The organism is Wolbachia endosymbiont (group B) of Scrobipalpa ocellatella (assembly GCF_964188425.1).
GTDB lineage: Bacteria > Pseudomonadota > Alphaproteobacteria > Rickettsiales > Anaplasmataceae > Wolbachia.
The window spans coordinates 1049612-1070111 of sequence record NZ_OZ077190.1 but is presented as its reverse complement, the minus strand read 5'-3'; the positions used below and the strand labels follow the sequence as shown (position 1 = coordinate 1070111).

Genomic DNA, 20500 nt, shown 5'->3' with positions numbered 1-20500 from the left:
ATTTATCCAATTACGTATGTGAAGACAATAAATTGAGCGTGCTGAGAGCCTTAGCGAGGCGAGATTTTAATTGACTTGCATACTCATTCCAGTCCTCTATTTCCTTTCTTGCCACACCTGAGGTAACGGCAGCTTTTGCAACAGCAGGAGATACCATAGAAATTAATCTTGGATCAAATGGAGTAGGTATTATATATTCACGTCCATAGCTCATTTTACGACCGCCATAGGCTGCAGATATCTCATTTGGCACTGGCTCACGGGCAAGCTTCGCTATTGCATCTGCAGCTGCAATTTTCATTTCTTCATTTATTGTCGTTGCATGTACATCAAGTGCTCCTCTGAATATATAAGGAAACCCCATTACGTTATTGACTTGGTTGTTATAGTCTGACCTACCAGTTGCAATTATTGCATCTGGCCTTACAGACTTTGCAAACTCAGGCCTTATTTCTGGATCAGGATTAGCAAGAGCAAAAATGATCGGGTCTTTACCCATGCTTTTTAACATCTCTTCGCTGAGCACATCCTTTGCAGAGAGTCCGATGAATACATCAGCGCCTTTTATGGCATCAAGTAGAGAACGTTCTTTAGTGTCAATTGCATATTTTTCCTTCCACTTATTCATGTCCTCTTTTCTGTCTTTGTGTATTACTCCTTGTTTGTCACATAGCACTATGTTCTTAGCGCCCATGGACTTTAGTATTTCCAAACACGCAATACCAGCTGCTCCAGCACCATTCATGATGATCTTGACATTCTCTAATTTCTTTTCAGCAATATCGAGGGCATTTTCTATACCAGCTGCAACAACTACTGCAGTGCCATGTTGATCATCGTGGAACACCGGAATATCCATCAACTCATTTAGACGTTTCTCTATTATAAAACAATCAGGAGATCTTATATCTTCTAGATTTATTCCCCCCCAACTTGGACCAAGATACCTTACTGCATTGATGAAATCTTCTATGTTTTCTGTGTCAACTTCTATATCAATTGCATCAATGTCAGCAAAACGCTTAAATAAAACAGCTTTGCCTTCCATGACGGGTTTTGAAGCAAGAGGACCGATATTGCCAAGTCCCAGCACTGCGGTGCCATTTGAAATGACAGCCACATAATTGCTTTTTGCCGTGTAATCATAAACAGCTTTAGGATTTTTAGCTATTGCAAGGCATGGGGCTGCAACACCAGGGGAATAAGCAAGTGATAGGTCATGCTGTGTGGATAAGGGTTTTGTTGGTATAACTGATACCTTACCAGGTTTACCACTTTTATTATGGTACTTAAGTGCTTCTTGTTTTGTGGTGTTATCTAAATCATTATTCATGCTTTGAGCTTATTGTTAGTAATTTCCTAAGTATATGGGGTTTTTATGAATGTTCAACTATTAGCTTGTGAACTCTATTGTACTTCTGTATAAATTTATCTACTACGTAGGGTGATGTGACATGCTTAAGAAAAACGTGCCTAATTTGCTAACAATTTCTCGTGCGCTCGCAATACCGGCAATAATATCAAGCTTTTATATAGAGAGTAAGTATGCAAGTCTAATAACAATATTGATCTTTATGTTTGCGTGCATTACAGATTTTTTTGATGGTTATTTAGCGCGTGCATGGAAAGTCCAATCGAATTTTGGCAAATTATTTGATCCAATTGCCGACAAGTTAGTAGTAGCTTCAACAATAATCATGCTAGTTTATAAGCATAAGATAGATGATATTACAATTATACCGTCAGTTATAATTGTTTGTAGGGAGATATTAGTTTCAGGCTTGCGGGAGTTCTTGATAGCTACAAACGTTAGTTTACCTGTGAGTAAGGCTGGGAAAATTAAAACATTTTTGCAGATGGTTGCTATAGTAGCGTTAATAATGAGTGATTATGAAGCAACTAAATATATAGGTGTGGTTTGCTTATGGGCTGCGGCTGTTATGACTATGTGGTCAGGCTATAATTACGTTCTAGCTGGCATCAAACAGATTGACTAAATTGCTTAAGAGTATACAAAGAAAGTTAATAATTTCATAACATTGACTTAGTAATTAAAATCCTATATAATGTATTAGTTCATAAGTTGGTCTGTTCATATGACTAGTATTACAGGCACTAAGTTTTTTTTAAAAAGATCCAAAGGTAAAAAAGGTGCTAAAATGGAAGATTTTTTCTGGGATTTTTGGCCAACAGTTGATGAAGAAGTCAGAAAAGAAAGAGAGGAAGAAAAAAGCAAAAAGCTCGAACAAGAACTATTAACACTAAAAAAAAGAGAGCTACATAGGAAATGTGTATCATTGGTAACAATGGTTCCATTTGCATTATTGATGGCAATTGAGCTCGAAAAAACATGTAGCGATCAGGTATTACTTGGCCTTATAAGCAGCTCATTAGGCCATACTATATTACCTTTCACAGTCTTATCCCTTATTTGCACGCTATATTTAATTTATAATAATAGAAAAATAGCACAAAAAGAACGAGAATTGGAGAATATTGAAAGTGGGAAAACAGTAGAAAAAGAAAAGAGAGACCTTCCTTGTACCGTTGATGATTACTTTAACTATGCTGATGCTGCTTTAGTTACATTAGTTATTGTGGCTAGCATAGTAGGTGAAGCATTGGAGCAAGGAATAATAGGAGACGTAGCTTTTTCAATTTCTAGTCTATTTTACTTTGTAGCGAGTGCTACTTTCTGCTATCGCGAGTACAAGAAAAGTAAAAAATATGAAGTAGAAAAAGAGCAAGACTTTGATGAGAAGTTTGAAAAAAAGACAAGCAATATGTCTTCAGCTAAGTTAATGCTCGCTGGTTCTTCTTTATTACTAATCAGGAAAATAATATTGATTTCTGGAGTAGCATTAGCATCATCTGCTGTTGGGCCTGCTTTAGGTCTGGTAGGTATTGCTCTTTTGATGGTAGGAAGTGGATTGATCACACATTCTTATAGTAGAAAGCTAGAGAACGTAGAAGTGAGTGGAAAGGGTGTTGCAATAGGTGGTGGTGCGAGCAATATAGGTAATGGTGGCCAAGAGACGCTTTTCGTTCGATGATAATGCCAAAAATTTGTTTATTTAGGTAATATTTAGTCTATACTTTATTTTGATCAAAAAAAATCTTATGTATAAGACTTTAATCATATGCTTTTTTCTTCTGACTTGCCCCTTCACGCAGTTATATGCGAATGATCTTGAACACACTGAAACTGAACTATATGAGGAGGCAGTTAAGCTTTATGATCAGAAAAAATATAAGCAAGCTATTAGAGCATTTCAAAAGATAGAGGATTTGTATCCTTTATCTTATTGGGCAATGAAAGCAAAATTATTATCTGGAGTTTCTTACTATAATATGGGTAACTACAGCAGTGCTGCAAGTGATATAGATGATTATATATACGTTTATCCAAATGGTGAAGATTTGCCATATGTATATTACTTAAGAGTATTATCTTATTACATGCAAATTAATAAAGTGCAGCTTGGGCAACAAATTGCATATAAAACTTTAGAGCTAGCTACTGAATATATTAATCTTTTTCCGAATAGCGAATATATAGAAGAGATCAAAGAAAAAGAAAAATTAATCACAGAACATATATCAAAAAAAGAGTATTCTATTGGTGAATTTTACCTAAAGCGTGGTGAATATTTAGCAGCAATTAAGCGTTTTCAAGATATGATAAGCAATAAAGATTCTAAATATTCTTCTAGAGTTATTAGTTATTTAATAACAGCTCACTTAGCTCTTGGCCTTGACTTAGAAGCTGAGCAGTATGAAAATATGTTAGTAGAAGGGGTGAATTAGTTTTCTTATGGCTGGTCATTCACAGTTTTCAAATATAAAACATCGAAAAGGTGCTCAGGATGCAAAGCGCTCGCAAAAATTTACGAAGCTCATTAGGGAAATAACAGTTGCTGCAAAACAAGGGCTAACTGATCCCGAGCTTAATCCACGTCTTCGCTCTGCTATCTTTTCTGCGCGAAAGGAAAATCTACCAAAAGATAAAATAGAAACAGCAATAAAAAATGCAGCTGGTAACGTTGCTGGAGAAAGTTATGAAGAAATACAATATGAAGGCTGCGGACCTTCTGGTGCTGCACTTATTGTCCATGCTCTGACAAATAATCGCAACCGAACTGCTTCTGAGATACGTTATATCTTTTCTCGCAAAGGCGGTAATTTGGGAGAAACAGGATGTGTGAGTTACCTTTTCGATCATGTAGGCTTAATTGTCTATAAAGCAGAGGGTATAAATTTTGAAGATTTATTTAACTATGGAATTGAATTAGAAGTATTGAATGTTGAGGAAAATAACAAGGAAGAATTATATGTTATAACTTGTGAAGTGAAAGATTTTGGTAGAGTGCGTGATGCTTTCTATACAAAATTTGGAGAACCAGAACTTGCTCGTCTTTCATGGCAACCAAAGGACCTGATTGAAGTTAGCGACAAAGAATTAATTGATAAATTATCTATATTAGTTGAAGAGCTAGAAGATAATGATGATGTGCAGTATGTTGAAGGTAATTTTATTTTTGCTGATAAACTATGAGGCTGGTAATACTTCCACTGCTTTGTATTTTACCAGCATATGCAACTGAAACATTTGCGCAGAAATACTATTGTCATTCCAGTGCCCAGACACTGGAAATTGATTGTAAACAGCACGCTATACAACATTTTCGATTAAAAAACTGTTCAAGCACTGGAATGACACTAACCCACTCTCCAGTGTTATTCCAAGACGGGATCAGAAAAAAAGAAGCTACAGAAAGTGATAGAAAGCTATCATTCATATCCAGTGACATAAAATCCTCTTTTTTTGATGCAGGAGGTTTGGCGCCAAATACGGTGATGAAATTAATCAACGTATATAAAGATTTTGGTATAGATTTTAAAAAAGACATTGTGCCAAAAGGTAAGTTGGAGGTTCTTTTTGAGAAATCGCTCGGTAATCAGAAAGCTGAAGAAAAAATTTTATATACTTCACTGACAACAAACAATAAAGCCATTAGCTTATATCATTATAAATCGCAAGACGGCAAAGAAAGGTATTTTAATAAAGAGGGGGTAAGCTTGAAGAGTAGCGAAATTTTTGTAAGTCCTTTAAACGGAGATTTTCGTATATCCTCGAATTTTGGTAATAGAAATCATCCCATTCATGGTAAAATTGCTTTTCACAAAGGAGTAGATTATGCAGCTAAGCTTGGCAGTCCCATATATGCTGCTGCAGAGGGTGTGGTAGAATATATAGGAAAGAATGGTGGCTATGGAAATTACATCAAAATAAAACACAAAAATGAATATTCAACTTGTTACGCACATATAAGCAAATTTAGTAGCGATATAAAGTTAGGCTCTAAAGTAAAGCAGGGGCAGATCATTGCTTATGTCGGCAGCACTGGTGTTGCAACAGGACCTCATTTACATTATGAAGTTATATATAATGGTAAACATATTGATCCGCTTACGATAGCTCATGGCAATGAGATAAAGTTGCCTGATCGTGAATTAAGAGAGTTTAAATTATTTGTAAGTAAGGTAGATGAAATAATCAGCAGAGAGGGTGCAAGTGAAAAAGCAATCTGATAAAGACAGCACAGATAAAAATACGATAAGTGATAGAAATCTAAGTAAAATTCAGGCTTTTCCTGTACTAATAGCGCTAGGGTTAATTTTATTGGTACTTTTTGTGTATGACAGCACAATTGCACTTGGAGTTGCTGCTGTTTCAATTTTGACTTTTCTTCAGGCACTTTTCGTTAATGACCCTAATGAAGCAAGAGTGATAGAGTTTTTTGGTCATTATATTGGAACTTATTTTAAGTCTGGAATATGCGTAACGCTTCCATTTTCGAGTAAATATAGAGTTTCTTTGAAATTTCAGAATATCAATACAGAAAAAATTAAAGTTAATGATGCTAATGGAAGTCCGATAGAGATTTCAGTAGTAATTGTTTGGAGAGTGAGCAGTCCTGCGAAGGCATATTATAATGTTAATAATTATCATGATTTTGTTTTTGTGCAAAGTGACTCGGTAATTAGAGAACTGGCAAGTAATTATCCGTATGATAGCGAAAACGATGAAGAATCTTTGCGTAAAAACTCTGACAAAATTTCAAATGAATTGCGGTCAATGCTACAACAAAGATTGAATATTGCTGGAATTGAAATTGCAGAAGCAAGAATATCGCATTTGGCCTATTCATCTGAGATTGCACAAGCAATGCTGAGGCGTCAACAAGCGCATGCCATCACCTCTGCAAGAAAGCATATAGTGCAAAATGCAATAGGAATTATCGAAGAAGTAATAGCCCATTTTGAAAAAAATAAAAGCTTACAATTGGATGGAAAACAAAAGGTTCAATTGATAAACAATTTGCTAGTTGCTCTGATCTCTGAGCAGGATGCACAGCCGACTATTAGTTTGGATAATAATTAGCATAGAAGCCGATTGGGTTTCATGAATGCAAGTCACTGTTAATTTCTTGATTAATAGACTAAATGATGTTATAAATTACACGCATTAGGGGTGCTCTAAAAAAGCTGAGAGTACATAAAGTACAACCCTTTGAACCTGACTCTTGTTAAAACAAACGTAGGAAAATGTATGTATGTAAATATTGAAGAATGCTTTGGCTTCATCGCGTTCGTTACATCTCTCATTGGGTTATTGCCTCAAGTATATAAAGCATATATCACAAAACTTACTCGTGACGTATCGATGCTAATGTTGGTGAGTTATCTTATTTGTTCATCATCTTGGCTTATTTACGGTATTTGTCAGGGTTTAGCTTTTGTGATACTCAGTAATATTGCTGGATTAGTGATCAGTATAATATCAATTGTTCAAAAATGTTACTACGATGCAAAAACTGCACGGAGCGTTTTATAACCATATGCTACATTGTAGCGTGGAGCAAGAATATCGCTCTATTGTAGTGCTAAATGGAGAAATACCTGATTCATCGTTTTTTAAACAAGATATACCTGTTATTGCTGTAGATGGAGGAGCAAACAAGCTTCTATCAATTGGCGTAAAACCTGATCTTGTAATAGGAGATTTGGATAGTATAAATCCGAATTTACGTGCTAACTTAAATACAGTATATCTACCTGATCAAGATTATTGCGACTTTTCTAAAGCAATGGCTCACTTAAAAACAGTAAAGTTATTGCCATCAATAGTAACGGGTATTATTGGAGGAGCAATTGATCATATACTACAAAATATTAACTTTTTTTTAAGTACAGATAGTATCTTTTATATGCCTTCGCCTCCCATGGTGGGGTACGCCTTACAAAAAGGTATTAGCTATTTTTCCTCTTTGCTAAAAAATACTAAAATATCCTTACTTGGTATACCGAAAGCTCAAATATCAACTAAAGGATTAAAATGGGAACTATGCCATAGTAACCTTGCTTTTCCAGGAAAGAATTCTTGCTTTAATCGAAGTCTAGGCAATGAGTTATCTATAGAAATACACAGCGGCGTGTGTTTAGCAATGATATATTTAGAAGCAGTAAATGATGATGGTGTGTATTGAGTTAAAACATTAAGAAAAAAAAAGTAGAAAAACCGTGTTAACACTAATTCTAAAAACTACAGGCGCCTGTTGTTAGCTAAAGTAAAGGTCAAATATCTGGAATTCTGGACATAAAATCCTCCTGTATAAAAAAGATTCAGAATGTACACACAACAGATGTAGCTGAATTTTTATTGAAAAATTGGTTAAAAGGTCTGCAGACCAAGATAAATTTTGAGCTCTCTAAATATCTCTACCATCATTATAATGGCATCTTGAGTATGCGGAAGCAATTTTTTCATTAAAATAAAAAATTTTATTCTACAGCTTAAAAAGGAGTTTGCTAATTTTCACACTGAATCGGATTTCACTACTCAAACCTAGAAACTTTAATGTATCAAGGTATCTGTTCAGGGGAATGTTCAAGTCAGTGCTCCCTTTCTTGTCATTCCAGTCTGGAATCCATTATACTCCGTAAATTTAACTGGGTGCCAGTGTCAGCTACTTTCATGACATCAACTGATTTTCCTTTGAATGCCAGTTATGCAAGAAATCTATTATATAATATTATTGTCACCCTCTTGATAGTTTGTTAGCTCCTCTCCTCCTGAGTTACTTGGTGCAATTATTTGATCATATTCAGTTGATGGTTCATCAGATCCAAACAACCATGAAAAAAAGCCACCAAAAAATGATGCAATTAAAGAAAAGGGCTTCATAATTATATTAAGCAAATTATCGAAAAAAGAGCTCGGTTGCTCTTCATTTGTCGATACTCTATTTTGTGTAGGTTCTGCATAAGGAAGATGTCCATTATCAGCAGCTTCAATTTTTACATCACTTTCTTCTTCTGCACTGATCTCCTGTGATTCTTCCTCTTGTTCTTGTAAACTTAGTTGGGCATTACCTTCTTGCTCAGCATCTTCCTCTTGACCTACTTCATTATCTTTTGATGCTATACTGTCATCAATTTTTTTGGGGGGTTTTAGTAATAGAGTTTTTATTTCTTCTGTGCTAGCTAAATCTAAAGGAGTCTTTCCATATTTATCTTGTGCATTAACATTTGCTTCTGCGTTTATTAGAGCTTCTACTATCTCTTTTCTATCATAGTTTGCAGCCCAATGTAAAGGAGTCCTCTCATCCTTATCTACTGCGTTAACATTTACTTCTGCGTTTATTAGAGCTTTTACTATCTCTTTTCTACCATATCCTGCAGCCCAATGTAAAGGAGTCCTCTCATCCTTATCTACTGCATTAACATTTGCCTTCATTCCTATTAGAATATCGACCATCTTTTCACGGCTCCACGATACATTAGGCAATGTATTCCAGTTGTTTTTTTCAATTACCAGGTGTAAAGGAGTCTTTCCATCTATATTTTGTAAATTAACATTGATACTTTCTACTTTCAGTAGATCGTCCAATTCAGGTATCTCCATCGCTTTCTTTTTTAAAAAAAAATGCAAAGGAGTCTCTTTATTTTTATCTGTTAGATTAACATTGATGCCTTTTTTGTTCAGTAGAGTATAGAATTTATCTGTATCTATATCTAGGTCTATTTTTTGAAGAATTAAATGTAAAGGGGTTTCTCCTGCATTATTTTGTGCATTAACGTCTGCTCCTTTATCAAGTAGAAATTTTACTATCTTTTCTGTATCTTTATATCTACTTTTAGCAGCAAAATGTAAAGGGGTACTTAGATCATCACTTTGTGCATCAACCTTTGCTCCTTTGCTGAGTAGAAATTCTACTACGTCTTTATGTCCATATTTAGCAGCAAAATGTAAAGGGGTGCTTAGATCATCACTTTGTGCATCAACCTTTGCTCCTTTACTGAATAGAAATTCTACTACACCTTTATGTCCATTTTGAGCAGCCAAATGTAGAGGAGTCTCTTCAAATTCATTTTTTGCATCAATTTTTGCTCCTTTGCTGAGTAGAAATTCCACTACGTCTTTATGTCCATTTTGAGCAGATAAGTGTAGAGGGGTCTCTTCAAATTCATTTTCTGCGTTAACCTGTACTTTTTCTTCTCTATTTAACAGATTTTCTACATCATCAATATTACCGCTTTTAGCAGCTTCAAGCAATTTGTCATTGGCATCTTTTATGCTTTGTAATAGATTTTTTATTTCTTCTGTCTTAGCTAAATCTAAAGGAGTCTGTCCTTTATCATTTTTTGTATTAACATTTGCTTCTTTCTTTAATAGGTCTTCTACTGCTTTCAAGTCGCCAAGTCTGGCAGCCAGATGTAGAGAAACCTTACAATGCTCAGCTTTTACTTCTTCGTATTTATTTAACACGTGGCGTTCTCGAGAAGAGTCATAAGCAATAAAATCTGCTCCATTATCTAATAGAACTTTTGCTATATAAGAATGATTATTTTTAACAGCCCAATATAGAGAATTACCTTGAGATCCATCATATGCATTAACATCAGCTTCTTCAATTATTAGGCGCTTTGCTTCATTAAGATCACCTCTTTTAGCAGCATCAAGTAAAGCAGCATCTATATTTCTGATTGAATAATTCATTTAACACTTCTCTATAAAATTGCATTACTATAGTAAGGTAATTAATAATTCATGAAATCTGGGTTGTAGAAATAATGATTATCCTTCGTGTTTTTCAGTATATTTAAGTAAACTATATATAAGAATTGCAATTATAGAACATACAACTGTTAATAGTAAATTTGGTAAAATGCCATAAGAAAAGAATTTTCCTACTATGTATATTCCAACAGCCCCAAACATCATATTGCAAAATGAGAGAACTGCACTACCAAGCCCTATACTTTTGACCGTTTCTAAAGCAGAAGTTACGTTATTGCTGATTACGAGTGCAAGTCCTATATTGCTTGGAATCCAAAGAACTTGAAGAATAAGCACGTTCAATTTGTTCATGAAATAAAAATATACCAATAAACCATCAGATATTATTGGTAATACCAAACCTATGATTAGCATCTTGCTCACTCCTATTTTTGGTACGTACCTTCTGTTAATTAAAGTGCCGATTACGTAAAATATGACTATGATTGATATGAGATAGCCAAAATATTGTACTTCAATACCCATTGATTCAAATATGAACGGGTAGTTAGCAATGTATGCCCAAAGCCACATGAAAGTTAATCCATGAATGGCTGAAAACCCAAGGAAACGATAATTCTTAAATATTAATATATACTGCTTGAAGATATTAATACTGGCTTTACTTTTATTTACGGTCAGCGTTTCTTGTAGCTTCAAGTAAATAAAAATGAGCATAATAATTGCGGCAAGTGATATGATAAAAAACAAAAACTTCCAACTATAACCATGTGAAATTATATAACTGCCTACCACTGGAGCTATTCCAGGTGAAAGTGCTACTACCATATTTAACTTTGAGATTACTCTTGAGTATTCACTACCTGAGTACATATCCCTGATTGCTGCATATCCGACAACGCCTGCAACACCAGCTCCTGCTCCTTGTATAAAACGGATTAATATTAAAAGTATAATATTATCAGCTATGCAACATACAATACTTGCCAAAGTAAAAATTGCCATGCCAATCAGCATTATTAGGCGCCTACCATAATAGTCTGACAGTGGCCCATAAATTAATCCAGATATTGCAACTCCTACTAAATTTAAACTGATCGTAAGCTGCGCTATATTACCTTTCACCTTAAAATAGTTGGCAATACTTGGCAATGCAACTGAGTATAAGTCTGTTGCCATATCAACAACTGCTACAGATAATATCATAATAAGAGAGATGATATTTTGTGAAAAAGCTGTCGACACTAATGATTTACTGGATTAAATATGTTTAATTGTAGTATATTTTTCTCATTAGTATATTAATTTAACTGCTAAAGTTTAAAATAATTATGTAAGCAATCTCTATATAAAATATGGATAAATCACAACTAGTTAAAGAGGTTTTCGATTCTGTAGCAAATTGCTACGACATCATGAATGATATAATGAGTTTTGGAATGCACAGGCTATGGAAGGATAAGATGGTAAATAGTGTGCATTTTAAAAAGCACTCCAAGGTTTTGGATATTGCTGGAGGAACCGGAGATATAGCTATAAGAATAGCAAGAGGGGAGCCAAGTGCTCAAGTTACAGTATGTGATATAAATCAAAACATGCTGGACAAAGGGTGTGATAAAGCTATAAATTCAAATCAGCTAAATTTCAATTGGGTATGTGCAAATGCAGAGAGTTTACCATTTGAAGATTCCGAATTTGATTATTATACAGTAGCTTTTGGTATTCGAAACTTTTCCGACCGTAAGAGGGCTTTAAGTGAAGCATATAGGGTATTGAAGCAAAATGGACAATTTGTCTGCTTGGAATTTGCCCCTATGCATTATCAAAATGAGATATTCACCAAATTTTATGACTTATACTCATTTAAAGTAATTCCTAAAATTGGCAGCATAGTTGCTAAAGATAAGGGTTCTTATGAATATCTAGTAAAAAGCATAAGAGAATTTCCAACTCAGACTAACTTTAAAATGGAAATTGAAGAGGTAGGCTTTAAGAATGTTGAGTTCCACAATATGAGTTATGGAATAGTAGCATTACATATTGGAACAAAATAAACTCTGGTCTATTCAGTAGTTTTTTTGCTAACTTTCTGTAATTTCGCAGCGTTTTTCCTTCAGAAGCTAAAGTTTCTTGAACGTATTGTTCTAAGGAAGTACACTGTAGACTAATGCTGTAACTTTTTCCTGAAGCTAAATACTTAACTTTAAAATAAAATGCAATCTAACATTAAGCAGTTATTTTACTATATAAAACCTAGTTTACATTATTTTACCGTAGCGTTTATTGCAGTTCTATTTTCAGCTTTAACGATTCTTCTTTTTGGTAGGGGCTTAAGCAACATAATTGATTCTGGCGCAGAGCATAATTTTACTACTAATCTATTAGTTGCAATACTGATAGTTTTAGGCATCTCTCTCACTGCATTTATTCGGTTATATTTCATTGGCATTGGAAGCGAAAAAGTTATCGCAAGAATCAGATATGACTTATATAGCAGTATTACTGATTTACAACCAAGTTTCTTTGAGAATACAGGTGTGCAAGATGTTATCTCAGCACTCATTACTGATACCTCTGCATTGCAATCGATAATAAACAGCAGCTTATTGACAATATTGAGGAATTTTGTGGTACTAACTGGTAGTGTTGCAATGCTGTTATACACAAATCTACATTTAACCGCATATGCAGCTGCAATAATACCTATACTGCTCATTGTCATGACTTCACTTGGGAAAAAAGTACGCAATTATGCACGCTTTGCTCAGGATAAATTAAGTGAGCTTGCATCATTTAGTGAGGAAAATTTTAGATCTATAGTAACTATCAAATCGTTTGTACTCGAAGAAAATGAAAAAATTCGTTTTCAGAAACATCTAAACTCAGTATCAAAATCATACGTAAAATTAGTACTCTTGCGTGCTATTTTAGTAACTCTAGTTATCACGTGTGTGATAGGTTCGCTAGTTGTTTTGCTTTTTTTGGGAATAAAAGAAGTCTTAAGTAATAATATGACCATTGGAGAACTCTCCTCATTTGTGTTTTATTCAGCACTTGCTGCAGGGGCTGTAAACAATCTAAGCGATAACATCAGTGATTTGCAACGAGGTCTTGGAATTGTAGAGCGTTTATTTGAATTTATGAACATGAAAAGCTCTATATTAGATAATGATAATCCTATAAGGATCAATAGTGTTCAAAAAGGAATTTCGTTTAACGATGTAACATTTTTTTATGCTGATAAGCCAGCATTAAATAACGTATCATTTTCTATAGAGGCAGGCCAATCAGTATCAATTGTTGGACCATCTGGCAGTGGCAAGAGCACCATTTTAAAGCTTTTGCTCCGTTTTCACGATCCAAGTGAAGGCAGTATTACTATCGATGGACAGAATATTAAGACAATTGCGCTAAATGATCTAAGATCGCTGTTTGGCTTAGTACCACAAGATCACATGATATTTTCTTGCTCAATAATGGAAAATATACTATATGGTAAACCAGATGCTGAATATGAAGAGGTGAAGCAAGCAGCTATCAGTGCGTATGCAATGGAATTTATTGATAAGCTGCCGGATAAATTTGATACATTTGTAGGAAAAAGAGGACTAAAGCTTTCCGAAGGACAAAAGCAACGTATTATAATAGCAAGAGCAATACTGAAAAATCCTCAGGTTTTAATACTGGATGAAGCAACTTCCGCCCTCGACTATAAAAGTGAAAGCCTAGTGCAAAAAGCACTTAGCAAGTTGATGCAAAACAGAACAACAATTATAATTACGCACAGGCTATCAACCGCACTCAAAACTGACAAGATTATAGTGATTAATTGCGGGAAAGTGGAAGAAGTTGGTACTCATGATTCTCTAATGAATAAAGATGGGCTGTATGCAAAATTGGTGAAGATATAGTAAAAACTGAAGGAAAATTTGAGTCATACTTGTTGGTTGTTATGCTAGATTGATAACTAAAACTATTAAATCTTTAATTATTTTAACTTATAATAATATCATATTGTCCACCTGCTCCTGCTTGTCCACCTTGTCCGGAACTTAAGCCTGAACCTAAGCCTGAATCTAAAGATGATGATAAATCGATACCATTTGACATAAAAAAGCTTGCAATATCAACCTTGCCAGGAACGGATAAGATTCTCAATTTGAAAACCTCTGATGAAACAGGTATGAGTTCTAAGGAATGTGGGGAAATTATTGCGAGTACTAGAAATGACCTTAGGATTTCAGATGGCAAAATTGTGGGTAAATGTTACGACAATACTGAATGTGATAAATGTGTGGATGCATTGAACTCTAGCATAATCATGGTTCTTGCTACTGATCACAATACACAAGCGGCAGACTCGAATATTTATTTTCTATAAAAGCAATATAATGTGTGTATTGTTAGTACACACATTATTCTATGTTTAATTGTTTGATAAATTTATTTATTGATGGAGTTATTTTATGTTTAAAAGCGCCTATGCTCATCCAATGCCAACTAATACATGTTTTGTAAATGATATGGTAAGAGTTAATTTGTTTACAAAGTTGGATGATTGTAAAGTCAATAAGAGTAAGTTGATTCATGATAAATGTGGTAAAGATCTTAAGTGTAAGATTAATGACAGGACTATGAATGAACTGAAAAAATGTTTTAAGTTTGAGATTGATGATAAGACTAAAAATGAACTGAAAGAAAATATTAAGAATGAACTAGAGAAAAGTATTAAGTTTGAGATTAGTGATAAGACTAAGAATGATCTAAAAGAAAGTATTAAGAATGAACTAGAGAAAAGTCTTAAGTTTGAGATTGATGATAAGACTAAAAATGAACTGATAGAAAATATTAAGAATGAACTAGAAAAAGGTCTTAAGTTTGAGATTAGTGGTAAGACTAAGAATGAGCTAAAAGAAAGTATTAAGAATGAACTGGAGAAAGAGAAAAATGGAGGTACAGGGAATGCTTATTTTAGTGAAAGCGAAAGTATGGCTTTCCGTCACTATAGTGACAGCAACGACTTAATGTAAACTATAATTTTTCTGGGTTTCAAAAGACCCAGAAAAGGTTGCCTTACACCAAACAAAGAGTAGAGAGAAAATCATAACTTCAACTAGCCCCACTTATTTGCTATACTGCTATAGATTTTATAGCAGTATAGTGAATGAACATTTTCAAGCAGATTTCCTCTCTAATTTCCAGCAAATTAAATGAGTTGAAACAAAGGGGTGTCATAAATACAAGTGCAGAAAATTTTATTGTGGAACCTCCAAGCAATAGAGCACATGGTGATATTTACACAAATGTTGCTATGGTGCTTGCAAAGCATGAAAAAAAGAATCCAATTGAGATTGCAGGGATCTTAGCAAGAGAATTTAAACCTTTTGATGAAGTTGCAGAAGTGGAAATAGCAAGCCCCGGTTTTATCAATATGCACTTAAAAATAGAAGTGTGGCATGGGATTTTGAAACAAATAAATGAGCTAAAAACAGAGTTTGGCACTCTAAATATTGGAAATAATCAAGCTGTCAATGTTGAATTTGTATCGGCAAATCCAACAGGCCCTCTGCATATTGGTCATGCAAGAGGAGCAGTGTTTGGTGATGTTCTGGCAAATTTACTAAAGAAAGTTGGCTATAATGTTACTAAGGAGTACTATATCAATGATGCTGGAGCACAGATAGATACGCTAATTCGGTCAGTATATTTGCGGTATAAGGAAGCTCTGGGAGAAAAAATTAGCATTGAAAAGGGTTTATACCCAGGTGAATATTTAAAGCCAATAGGAGAGGGATTAGCTAAAAAATATGGCAAGGAGCTTAGAGCAGAGGAAGATAACCAGATAATTAGAGAATATACTTTAAGTTCTATTTTAGAACTCATAAAGGAGGACATGAGCTTGCTTGGAGTAAATCATGATGTCTTTACTTCAGAGTATGAGCTACGTGGCAAAATCGAAGAGAGTATAAAGATATTATCTGACAAGGGTCTAGTGTATGAAGGGTACCTGGAGAAACCAAAAGGCAAAGAAAGTGAAAATTGGACTTCCAGAAAAGAAATGTTATTTCGCTCTACAAAATTTGGCGATGATGTTGACCGCGCATTGAAGAAAGAGGACGGCAGTTGGACTTATTTTGCCTCAGATATCGCTTACCATTTTGATAAGATATCGCGTGGTTTTAACAATATGATCGTAGAGCTTGGTAGTGACCACGGTGGTTATGTCAAAAGGCTAAAAGCAGTCGTCTCTGCGCTCAGTGATGATCAAGCAAAAATAGAGGTAAAACTGCATAATATTGTGAATTTTTTCGAGAATGAAAAACCTGTTAAGATGTCCAAAAGATCAGGAAATTTTCTTACAGCTAGGGATGTAGTGGAAGAGGTTGGCAGGGATATAACTCGTTTTATAATGTTAACACGCAAGAATGATATGGTCTTGGACTTTGATTTTGCTAAAGTTAAAGAACAGTCAAAAGACAACCCTATTTTTTATGTGCAATATGCGCACGCCCGTGCTCATTCGTTAATGCGTAATGCTCCAAAAGAGCTCCCAACAGCAGACCCTTCACTTTTAAAGACAGATGGGGAGCTATTCCTCATAAAAACCTTAGCAAAGTGGCCAGATGTGGTAGAAATATCTGCAAGGCTTTGTGAGCCACATAGAATTACTTTCTACTTACTTGAAGTTGCAGAAGCGTTTCACGTTTTATGGGGATATGGCAAAAGTGATTTAAATATGAGGTTTATACTGGAGAATAACTTAAATCTCACCGCTGCAAGAATGTTTCTCGTCCAAGCCTTAGCACACGTCATTGCTTCTGGACTTTCGATTTTTAATATAGAGCCTTTGAAAGAGATGAGTTAATTTTAATGCGTAATATTAAATGTGATAATAAATTATTGATGTAAGTACAATAAGGCCAAAAATTATACAAGAGGTCTGTTAAAATCACGTATGTCGATTGTCTTGAAGTCACACAATTGTTCTGTAGAGCTATGTCCTGTAATAATTACTGTACCGTTCTGCTCAGAGCGTATTGAGATTAGGTTCAATACTAATTCACATGTTGTGCTATCAAGATTACAGAAAGGTTCATCTATCAGCCAGATATTTGCATTAGAAATTAAAAGGCGGGCAAGCGCAACTCTTCTTTTCCAGCCTGCAGAAAGTTCACCATATCTAATGTTAAATACAGGTTGCAACTCTAAACAATAAGCAGCTGCCATAACTGATTCTCTAGTGTTCCGTATTCTTGCCCAGAATTCTATGTTTTCACCAATTGTTAAGCTATCTTTACAGGCGTTTTTATGTCCTACGTAAACCATGGAAGATATAAAGGATTTTGGATCATCATATATGTCTTTTCCGTAGTATCTTATATTGCCTGATACTGGCGGTAAGAGTCCAGATAAACTTCTGATTAAGCTGGTTTTGCCGCTACCATTTGGACCAGTGATTAAGATTTTTGATTTTGGCTCAGCTTTAAAATTGAGGTTTTTAAATAATACTTTGTTATTACGAGCACAGGATAGATTTTTACATTCAAGCATGGATTATCTGCCTTTTCCTTTATATTTACCCTTAGTTGAAGACTGAGCTTTTATAAATAGCTCCCAAAATCCTTTCTTATCACCTTCTCTGTGTATCAATTGTGCAAAATGTTTCATTAAACTATTACCCATCATAACCATCTTTGTCCATTTACCTAACGGTTTTGCTATATCAACTATTTCTAGATCTTCTTTGTAAACTTGCATATTCTTTTGTTTCTCCCTTAGCATTTCCTGTTGTTTCATCAACTCTTTTTGCTTATTTTTTTGATACAATTCATTAAATCTTCTATTTTCTTCCCACTCTTCTTTGAGAACTTTTAGAGGAAATATAATTTTCCTAATATGATTTTTGTATATTTTTCTCAAAAAGAGAGATACTGCAATTATAGCAAGTAATATCGTGCTATATGTAATGATTTGTCCGAACGGCATTTTTATACTCAGCTTATTGGCAAGCGGTATTTACAATTATACCATAACTATAGAAATTTTACAATTTTTTTCTGGATAAAGATAGTAGACTAAAAATTTCTAAAGGACAAAAGCAACGTATTTACGTACAGGCTATCAACTACTACACTCAAAACTGACAAGTGATTAATCATTGGAGAGTAGAGGAATCACGGCTCTCTAATGAATAAAGATGGACTGTGTCAAGCTGGTGAGTAAGGTGGAAATTGAATAATTGTTGGTTATCATGCTAGATCTACAATATAAGTTATAAAATTTTTAATCATTTTGGCTTATAATAATTTCTGAGTTAACCTTAGATTTCCTGAGCTGTGGTTTCTTTTACCCATGTTGAATTCCTAGCTTTTATACTCTAATTTAATTCCAGTTTTGACTATATAGGAGGTCACAATGTCAAACAATATCTATAGCGATCAAGTTAATAATAGTAATTTATATGCCAACAAACTTTTTTATGGTGAAGAGGGTGAGCAAGTCGAAAATCTAGGAGATCAGGTTGCGGAAAAAGAGGATGATAAATCAGAAGAAGATTTACTTCGTGACTGTAGAGATGAAACTAAGAAGGCAAAAGATAAGTTAATACAGTGTAAAAAAGATGCTGTGGAATCACAAAGAGAAATTACAAAATTAGAAGCAGAAGCTAGTGAATTAAAGTCACAGGTTCAAGAAGAAAGAGAGAAGGTAGAACAAACTAAGAATGAAGCTGAGGCAAAAGTTGATAAGTTAAAATTACAGGTTCAAGAAGAAAGAGAGAAGGTAGAACAAACTAAGAATGAAGCAAAAGCAGAAGTTGATAAGTTAAAATTACAGATTCAAGAAGAGAAAGGGAAGGTAGAACAAACTAAGAATGAAGCAAAAGCAGAAGTTGATAAGTTAAAATTACAGATTCAAGAAGAGAAAGGGAAGGTAGAACAAACTAAGAATGAAGCTGAGGCAGCAAAAGCAGAAGTTGATGAGTTAAAATTACAGATTCAAGAAGAGAAAGGGAAGGTAGAACAAACTAAGAATGAAGCTGAGGCAGCAAAAGCAGAAGTTGATGAGTTAAAATTACAGATTCAAGAAGAGAAAGGGAAGGTAGAACAAACTAAGAATGAAGCAAAAGCAGAAGTTGATAAGTTAAAATTACAGTTTCAAGAAGAAAGAGAGAAGGTAGAACAAACTAAGAATGAAGCTGAGGCAACAAAAAATGAGTTAATACAGTGTAAAAAAAATGCTGAGAAGATGAAAGAAAACGGTGGACAGGCAATTAATCAGGAAAAATGTGATGATATTAAAGCAGAAGCTGAACAAGCAAAATTAGAAGCTAAACTAGCAAAAGAGGAAATTTTGAGGTACAAAATTGAACAGGAGAAAGAAGAAGTGATGCAGAGTAAGATTGAAGAAGTAAAAGAAGAACTTTTAAAGTGTAAAATTAACATGGCAAAAGCAGAGACTGAGTGGTATAAAAAAGCAGCTGAAGAATGTAAAAATGAGAAAAGAATCGGTACAGATAAACCTAGTATTAAGGTAGGGAATGAAAATGATAGAGGCAAACATGTTACCAATGAAGTAGGGAATGAAAATGATAGAGGCAAACATGTTACCAATGAAGTAGGGAATGAAAATGATAGAGGCAAACATGTTACCAATGAAGTAGGGAATGAAAGTGGAGAAATTACATCTCGAGAAATAACACCAGATCTTAGCCTGCCAGGAATTTGTGGGCCTAAGGCTACTTTGTATAAATCGAATAATAAGATAGGTTGTCAAGGTTTTAATACATCTGATTTATTAAAAGAACTCTATCCTGAGATGTATAGTAATTCTAAAATTGTGCCATATATAGAAAAGGGATCAGAGGGTGTTTATGGTGCAGTAAATTTTAAATTTGCCTTTACTGATAATATTAGTTCAGCAGCCAACTTTAGTAATACGAAATGTCTTAAATGTATTGATAGTCCACTAGAGTTAGCTTGTCAGGACGAGAAGGTTAAGAGTTTCTGCCAGTTTGGCACTGATTATGATAATAAAGAATTAAACAAGAATTTTTTTTCTAGAGAATCATGTCCTGATCTCATCAAAGACCCCGGTGGAGCAAATATTGTGAAAGCGAAACAAGTTGCACCATTGATAATTGTTAATAACGCAGGGAATATGATAGATAAAGAGGGCAATAATACTCAAGTACACTATAATTCATTAAAGCCTTATCTAAAGCTTAATGGTAAAATCAGGGACTGTGGAAATGATAAAAAGTGTAAAGATTATAATGCAATTATGGAGAAAGTTGCATGGGATAGTGATAAGGAAGTACTATTAAAAACTGCTGTTAATAATACGCAAGAAGCAAATCCTTATTATTATGAAAATGAGGATAATTCTACTTTCGTTGAATTTGGTTCTATATAAGGC

Annotated in this window: 20 protein-coding genes and 1 riboswitch; of the genes, 14 read left to right on the top strand and 6 right to left on the bottom strand. The window is 34.3% G+C overall.

The window, feature by feature from the left end; translation table 11 throughout:
• Nucleotides 1-10: 10 nt before the first annotated feature.
• The gene (locus AB3210_RS04960; protein ID WP_082241867.1) at nt 11-1333 is read right to left on the bottom strand and encodes a malic enzyme-like NAD(P)-binding protein; all 1323 of its coding nucleotides are present in this window, start codon (nt 1331-1333) and stop codon (nt 11-13) included.
• 121 nt (nt 1334-1454) lie between these two features.
• Here AB3210_RS04960 and pgsA point away from each other — a divergent pair, with 121 nt between their 5' ends.
• The 8 genes from pgsA (at nt 1455) to AB3210_RS04920 (ending at nt 7550) form a co-directional block, all read left to right on the top strand.
• A complete protein-coding gene (gene pgsA, locus AB3210_RS04955; RefSeq protein ID WP_006012406.1) occupies nt 1455-1997 on the top strand; it encodes a CDP-diacylglycerol--glycerol-3-phosphate 3-phosphatidyltransferase in 543 nt (180 codons plus the stop codon).
• A gap of 99 nt (nt 1998-2096) precedes the next feature.
• Nucleotides 2097-3053, top strand: a complete 957-nt coding sequence (locus tag AB3210_RS04950; RefSeq protein ID WP_007302576.1) for a hypothetical protein — start codon at nt 2097-2099, stop codon at nt 3051-3053.
• A 67-nt stretch (nt 3054-3120) separates the two neighbouring features.
• Nucleotides 3121-3807, top strand: a complete 687-nt coding sequence (gene bamD, locus AB3210_RS04945; protein ID WP_019236936.1) for an outer membrane protein assembly factor BamD — start codon at nt 3121-3123, stop codon at nt 3805-3807.
• Between the two features lie 7 nt (nt 3808-3814).
• Complete coding sequence (locus tag AB3210_RS04940; RefSeq protein ID WP_019236937.1) at nt 3815-4555, top strand: YebC/PmpR family DNA-binding transcriptional regulator; 741 nt, start codon at nt 3815-3817, stop codon at nt 4553-4555.
• Nucleotides 4552-5592, top strand: coding sequence for a M23 family metallopeptidase (locus AB3210_RS04935; protein WP_052265051.1), 1041 nt, complete (start codon nt 4552-4554; stop codon nt 5590-5592). Before AB3210_RS04940 ends, AB3210_RS04935 begins: the two co-directional genes overlap by 4 nt.
• The gene (locus tag AB3210_RS04930) at nt 5576-6445 is read left to right on the top strand and encodes an SPFH domain-containing protein (RefSeq protein WP_010404803.1); all 870 of its coding nucleotides are present in this window, start codon (nt 5576-5578) and stop codon (nt 6443-6445) included. The genes AB3210_RS04935 and AB3210_RS04930 overlap by 17 nt, the downstream gene beginning before the upstream one ends.
• 76 nt (nt 6446-6521) lie before the next feature.
• A riboswitch (TPP riboswitch) is annotated at nt 6522-6625 on the top strand.
• Entirely contained in the window at nt 6614-6898 is a 285-nt protein-coding gene (locus AB3210_RS04925) for a SemiSWEET family sugar transporter (protein WP_052265050.1), read from the top strand. Its footprint overlaps the riboswitch before it by 12 nt.
• Complete coding sequence (locus AB3210_RS04920; protein WP_052265049.1) at nt 6870-7550, top strand: thiamine diphosphokinase; 681 nt, start codon at nt 6870-6872, stop codon at nt 7548-7550. Before AB3210_RS04925 ends, AB3210_RS04920 begins: the two co-directional genes overlap by 29 nt.
• 536 nt (nt 7551-8086) lie before the next feature.
• Here AB3210_RS04920 and AB3210_RS04915 read toward each other — a convergent pair.
• Nucleotides 8087-10063 carry an ankyrin repeat domain-containing protein gene (locus tag AB3210_RS04915; RefSeq protein WP_007302582.1) on the bottom strand — a complete coding sequence of 659 codons (1977 nt, stop codon included), beginning with the start codon at nt 10061-10063 and terminating at the stop codon, nt 8087-8089.
• 78 nt (nt 10064-10141) lie between these two features.
• On the bottom strand, nt 10142-11290 hold the full coding sequence (locus AB3210_RS04910; RefSeq protein WP_052265048.1) for a Bcr/CflA family efflux MFS transporter: 1149 nt from the start codon (nt 11288-11290) through the stop codon (nt 10142-10144).
• A 149-nt stretch (nt 11291-11439) separates the two neighbouring features.
• On the opposite strand from AB3210_RS04910, the gene ubiE reads away from it, so the two are divergent.
• Both ubiE and AB3210_RS04900 read left to right on the top strand, forming a co-directional pair.
• Complete coding sequence (gene ubiE, locus AB3210_RS04905; protein WP_052265047.1) at nt 11440-12138, top strand: bifunctional demethylmenaquinone methyltransferase/2-methoxy-6-polyprenyl-1,4-benzoquinol methylase UbiE; 699 nt, start codon at nt 11440-11442, stop codon at nt 12136-12138.
• Between the two features lie 159 nt (nt 12139-12297).
• Nucleotides 12298-13995, top strand: coding sequence for an ABC transporter ATP-binding protein (locus AB3210_RS04900; protein WP_052265046.1), 1698 nt, complete (start codon nt 12298-12300; stop codon nt 13993-13995).
• Between the two features lie 82 nt (nt 13996-14077).
• On the opposite strand, the gene AB3210_RS04895 is transcribed toward AB3210_RS04900, so the two are convergent.
• Nucleotides 14078-14242 carry a hypothetical protein gene (locus tag AB3210_RS04895; protein ID WP_167470124.1) on the bottom strand — a complete coding sequence of 55 codons (165 nt, stop codon included), beginning with the start codon at nt 14240-14242 and terminating at the stop codon, nt 14078-14080.
• Between the two features lie 25 nt (nt 14243-14267).
• Here AB3210_RS04895 and AB3210_RS04890 point away from each other — a divergent pair, with 25 nt between their 5' ends.
• The 3 genes from AB3210_RS04890 to argS all read left to right on the top strand — a co-directional run bounded on the left by AB3210_RS04890 (nt 14268) and on the right by argS (nt 16949).
• Nucleotides 14268-14465, top strand: a complete 198-nt coding sequence (locus AB3210_RS04890; protein ID WP_230609140.1) for a hypothetical protein — start codon at nt 14268-14270, stop codon at nt 14463-14465.
• Between the two features lie 85 nt (nt 14466-14550).
• A complete protein-coding gene (locus tag AB3210_RS04885; RefSeq protein WP_006012452.1) occupies nt 14551-15114 on the top strand; it encodes a hypothetical protein in 564 nt (187 codons plus the stop codon).
• A gap of 134 nt (nt 15115-15248) precedes the next feature.
• On the top strand, nt 15249-16949 hold the full coding sequence (gene argS, locus AB3210_RS04880) for an arginine--tRNA ligase (protein WP_096097177.1): 1701 nt from the start codon (nt 15249-15251) through the stop codon (nt 16947-16949).
• 62 nt (nt 16950-17011) lie between these two features.
• Here the strand turns inward: argS and ccmA are convergent, their stop codons facing one another.
• The gene (gene ccmA, locus AB3210_RS04875) at nt 17012-17635 is read right to left on the bottom strand and encodes a heme ABC exporter ATP-binding protein CcmA (protein ID WP_007302587.1); all 624 of its coding nucleotides are present in this window, start codon (nt 17633-17635) and stop codon (nt 17012-17014) included.
• 3 nt (nt 17636-17638) lie between these two features.
• Nucleotides 17639-18070: a hypothetical protein gene (locus tag AB3210_RS04870; protein ID WP_052265043.1), complete on the bottom strand. Its 432-nt coding sequence runs from the start codon at nt 18068-18070 to the stop codon at nt 17639-17641.
• 429 nt (nt 18071-18499) lie between these two features.
• On the opposite strand from AB3210_RS04870, the gene AB3210_RS04865 reads away from it, so the two are divergent.
• Nucleotides 18500-20497 (top strand): hypothetical protein, encoded by a 1998-nt coding sequence (locus tag AB3210_RS04865; RefSeq protein WP_052265042.1) that lies wholly within the window; start codon nt 18500-18502, stop codon nt 20495-20497.
• Nucleotides 20498-20500: the final 3 nt, after the last annotated feature.